This window comes from Nocardioides sp. Root140 (assembly GCF_001426745.1).
Taxonomy (GTDB): domain Bacteria; phylum Actinomycetota; class Actinomycetes; order Propionibacteriales; family Nocardioidaceae; genus Nocardioides.
Map to the genome: position 1 here is coordinate 159,746 of NZ_LMFI01000002.1, position 393 is coordinate 160,138.

Annotated in this window: 1 protein-coding gene; it reads left to right on the forward strand. The window is 64.6% G+C overall.

All coding sequences use genetic code 11. The annotated features are described in order from the left end of the window. Window positions 1-4: 4 nt before the first annotated feature. The coding region (locus tag ASD30_RS27455) for an acyl-CoA dehydrogenase family protein (RefSeq protein WP_268788289.1) at window positions 5-393 on the forward strand (389 nt) is incomplete at its 3' end.

Consider the following 393-nt stretch of genomic DNA (forward strand, 5'->3'; position numbering starts at 1 on the left):
CTCGGTGACCAGTGAGTTGGTGCTGGATCAGGTGCGGTTGCCTGCGGATGCGGTGTTGCCGGGTGTGGTGGGTCTGTCGGGTCCGTTGTCGTGTCTGAATGAGGCGCGGTTCGGGATCGTGTTCGGGGCGTTGGGGGCGGCGCGGGACTGTCTGGAGACGGCGATCGCGTACTCGCGGGAGCGGGAGATCTTCGACAGGCCGTTGGCGGGGTTCCAGTTGACGCAGGCGAAGCTGGCGGACATGACGGTGGAGCTGGGCAAGGGGATGTTGTTGGCCATCCACCTGGGCCGGTTGAAGGACGAGGGCAAGTTGGATCATCGGCAGGTGTCGTTGGGGAAGTTGAACAGCACGCGTGAGGCGATCGCGATTGCTCGGGAGTGCCGCACGATCCT